The 4,098-nt window shown below is 75.2% G+C and carries 4 protein-coding genes; all 4 read left to right on the forward strand.

Annotation, left to right across the window (positions count from 1 at the left end; genetic code table 11):
• Window positions 1-409, forward strand: a 409-nt coding sequence (locus AB0J52_RS30375; RefSeq protein WP_500186087.1) for an ATP-binding cassette domain-containing protein, incomplete at its 5' end; no start/stop codon positions are given.
• On the forward strand, window positions 406-2,190 hold the full coding sequence (locus AB0J52_RS30380; RefSeq protein WP_500186088.1) for an ABC transporter ATP-binding protein: 1,785 nt from the start codon (window positions 406-408) through the stop codon (window positions 2,188-2,190). The genes AB0J52_RS30375 and AB0J52_RS30380, both read left to right, overlap by 4 nt.
• A gap of 127 nt (window positions 2,191-2,317) precedes the next feature.
• A complete protein-coding gene (locus tag AB0J52_RS30385) occupies window positions 2,318-3,634 on the forward strand; it encodes a HEAT repeat domain-containing protein (RefSeq protein ID WP_500186090.1) in 1,317 nt (438 codons plus the stop codon).
• Window positions 3,635-3,702: 68 nt separating this feature from the next.
• Complete coding sequence (locus AB0J52_RS30390; protein WP_500186091.1) at window positions 3,703-4,020, forward strand: DNA glycosylase AlkZ-like family protein; 318 nt, start codon at window positions 3,703-3,705, stop codon at window positions 4,018-4,020.
• The last annotated feature ends 78 nt before the right edge of the window (window positions 4,021-4,098 follow it).

The raw sequence follows: 4,098 nt of genomic DNA on the forward strand, positions 1-4,098 counted from the left end.
CGGCGGGCAGCGGCAGCGCCTGGCGCTCGCGCGGGCGGTCGTCCGCAGGCCCCGGCTGCTGGTACTGGACGACGCGACCTCGGCGGTGGACCCGCAGGTCGAGCAGCGGATCCTGGCGGGGCTGCGGGAGTCGGAGGAGAGCGGGGCGGCGACGGTGGTCGTGGTCGCCTACCGGAAGGCGACGATCGCGCTGGCCGACGAGGTGGTGTTCATCGAGCACGGCCGCGTCGCCGCGCGGGGCCCGCACGCGGAGCTGCTGGAACGCTCCGAGGGCTACCGGAACCTGGTGAACGCCTACGAGCGGGCCGAGGCCGAGCAGGAGGCCCTCGACGCCGAGGCCGAGGCCGGCGCGGTCGCGGGCGGCGAGGACGAGAGTGTGGAGACCGGCGGAGTGGGAGACAGGGCATGACCGCGCTGAGTGAGGCCGCCGCGAGCGAGAGCGCGCTGAGCACGCTGCGGCGGGGGCTGCGGATCGGCCCCGAGTTCCGGGCCGGGCTGGCCGGGACGCTGCTGCTGGCACTGGTCGCGACGGCGGGCCGGATCGTGGTCCCGGTCGCGGTGCAGCAGGTGATCGACAGGGGGCTGGGGAAGGACGGCGGCCATCCGGACCTGCCGTTCATCCGGACGGCGGTGGCGCTGTGCGCGGTCGGCGTGCTGATCACGGCCGTCTGCGCGTACCTGATGAACATCCGGCTGTACAAGAGCAGCGAGACCGGGCTGGCGGCGCTGCGGGTGCGGGCGTTCCGGCACGTCCACGACCTGTCGATGCTGACGCAGAGCGGGGAGCGCCGCGGCGCCCTGGTGTCCCGGGTCACCGGCGACGTCGACCAGATCAGCCAGTTCATGCAGTTCGGCGGACTGATGATCATCGTGTCGGCCGGGCAGCTGGTGGTGGCGAGCGTGCTGATGGCGGTCTACTCGTGGCCGCTGATGCTGCTGGTGTGGGTCTCGTTCGTCCCGCTGGCGTGGGCGCTGCGCCGGTTCCAGCGGATGATCTCCGCCGCGTACACCCGGGTCCGCGAGCGCACCGGCGACCTGCTGTCGGTGGTCAGCGAGAGCGTGGTCGGCGCGGCGGTGATCCGCGCGTACGGCGCGGAGGAGCGCACCGCGCGCCGGGTGGACGAGACGGTGGACGCGACCCGGGCCGCGCAGACCCGCGCGCAGGGGCTGATCGCCATGACGTTCCCGTCCAGCGAACTCGTCGCGGCGCTCGCGACGTCCGCCGTGGTGGTGTGCGGGACGCTGCTCGGCCTCGGCGGGCACCTGTCCGCGGGCGAGCTGATCGCGTTCCTGTTCCTGGTGACGCTGTTCGTGTCGCCGATGCAGACCGCGACCGAGGTGCTGAACGACGCGCAGAACGCGATCGCGGGCTGGCGGCGGGTGCTGTCGGTGCTGGACACCGAGCCGGACGTCGCCGACCCCGGCGCGGACGGCGAGACGCTGCCGCGCGGGCCGATCGAGGTCGAGTTCGCGGGGGTCGGGTTCGCCTATCCGGGCGGGCCGCCCGTCCTGCACGGGGTGGACGCGCGGATCGCGCCGCGCTCGCGGGTGGCGATCGTCGGGGAGACCGGCTCGGGCAAGACGACCTTCGCCAAGCTGCTGACGCGGCTGATGGACCCCGTCGAGGGCGAGGTGCGGGTGGACGGGGTGCCGCTGCGCCGCGTCCGGTTCTCGTCGCTGCGGGAGCGGATCGTGATGGTGCCGCAGGACGGGTTCCTGTTCGACGCGTCGCTGGCCGACAACATCCGGTACGGCCGCGCGGACGCCTCGGACGCCGACCTGCGGCTGGCGCTCACCGAGCTGGGCCTGGCGGACTGGCTGGACGGCCTTCCGCAGGGCCTGGCGACGCCGGTGGGGCAGCGCGGCGAGTCGCTGTCGGCGGGTGAGCGGCAGCTGGTCGCGCTCGCCCGCGCCTACATCGCCGACCCGGACCTGCTGGTGCTGGACGAGGCGACCTCGGCGGTGGACCCGGCGACGGAGGTGCGCATCCAGCGCGCCCTGGACGGCGTGACCCGGGGCCGGACGGCCGTGTCGATCGCGCACCGGCTGTCCACGGCCGAGGCGGCGGACGAGGTCATCGTGTTCGACAAGGGCCGGATCGTGCAGCGCGGGCCCGCGTCCGAGCTGGTCAAGGAGCCCGGCGTGTACGCCGACCTGCACGCGTCCTGGGTGGCGCAGCGCAAGATCTGACGGGGTTCTCAGCAAGGGTTCGGCAGGGGGTTCGGCAGGGGTTCGCGGCCGGTCCGGCGGGGTACGGACGGGTCGCGGCCCGGGAAAGCACTTGCCCGATATCTGGTCGAGTGCGCATTCTGGCGGGGTGAACAACGAGGTCGTGGTGGAATCGGCGAGCACCCTTCACGGGCAGCTCCAGCGTGGACTCGGCAGGGCGGCGCGCCGCGCCGCCGAGCGGCCCGGCGCCGGTGAGTACGTGTACGACTGTGTGCGCCGGGACCCCCGGTGGGACGGTCGGTGCGAGTCTCGCGGCCTGTACTACGCGCGGTTGATGGTCGATCTCGAGTTGCCGGTCGGGCCGGTCGCCGAGCACCTGTTCGACCCGGCCGACCAGGCCGACGAGGACGTCCGGCAGCCCGGCCGCCGGGTCGGGCTCGCGCTGGAGACGCTGGCGGACCTGGTCCGGCTGAGCCGCCGCGAGGCCGCCGAGCCGCTGCGCCGGTACGCCGACGGCGGCGCGCACTGGTTCGACGCGCTGTCGCTGCTGGTCGGGCTGCGGGACCCGGCGCTGGCCTGGGACCTGGACGACCTGGCCGACGGGCGCTGCGACGACCACGAGCTGGCGGAGCTGGCGGCGCTCCAGGCGGGCAATCCGGTGCTGGAGATGTGGGCGGCGCGCAAGCCGCGCATCGCGGCCGCGGTCGAGGAGCAGCGCGGCCGGCTCGCGCGGCGTCCGGTGGGGCCGCGGCGCGGTCCGGGCGACCGGCTCGCGCGCTTCGGAGGGGCCGCCCGGGTGGGCGGCGGTGACGGCGGGCCCTCCGACACCGAGCTGGTCGAGCTGGCCCGCCAGGGCGACGACGTCTCGGTGGCGGCCCTGTTCGAGCTGGGCCGCAGACGCGTCCCCGCGCTGCTCGACCTGGCCGAGGAGCTGCTGCCGCAGCGCCGGCCGCGGTGGATAGGAGCCGTCGGCAAGGCGGTCGAGTTCTACGGCCCCGAGGCCCTCCCCCGGGCGCGCGAGTGGGCGTCGTCCTCCGGGCCCTGCGCGTACGTCGGCCTCCGCATGATCGCCAACCACGGCACCCGCCAGGACATCCCCCTGCTCATGGACGAGCTGACCGACGCCCTCGAACGCGGCGACTGGGGCGCGGCGGCCGAGCCCGTCGAGGGCCTCGGCCGGCTGCGCGCCGGGCAGGCCGTCCCGCTGCTGAAGTCGGCCTGGACCGGCACCGAGTACGCGCACCTGCGGCGCCGCGTCCTGACCGCGCTGGTCCGCACCGCCCCGCACACCGCCGAGGCCTACTCGGTCGAGGGCCTGTGGGACTGCGAGGAGCCGGTCCGGCGGACGGCCGCCGAGGCGGCGCCGATCACCGAGGAGACCCGGACCCGGTTGCAGCGCCTCCAGCACGACGCGCCCGAGAGTCCCGAGGTGCGCGCGTCCGCCGCGGCCCGCCTCGCGCACTGACCGCCCCGCGCCCCACCGCCTGATCGTTTCCTGGTGCGGCGGGGGCACGCGGGCACTAGGATTCGCTCATGCGTTCGATCAGCGTCGCCGAGCGGCGGGCCCGCCTCGGCATCCGGCACCGGCTCGCCGCGAGCGGGCGCACCGAGGACCCCCTGGCGATCGCCCGGTCGCTGACCGCGCTGCACGCGACCGACCCCGCCTCGGTGTTCCTGCAGGTCGCGGCGCGCAGCCGCACCGCGGAGCCGGGGCACGTCGAGAAGGCGCTCTACGACGACCGGACGCTGCTGCGCCTCCTGGCGATGCGCCGGACGATGTTCGTCGTCCCGACCGACTTCCTGCCCGCGCTGCAGGCGGCCGTCGCGGGCCCGCTCTCCGAGGGGCCGTGAGGGGGGTGTAGGTGTCGGGGCGGCGGGTTTCGTAGAAGGGGAAGAGGGTGAGCCAGTCGCGGCGCTGGTCCAGGTCCA

It is taken from the genome of Spirillospora sp. NPDC049652, from assembly GCF_040675125.1.
Taxonomy (GTDB): Bacteria; Actinomycetota; Actinomycetes; order Streptosporangiales; family Streptosporangiaceae; genus Spirillospora.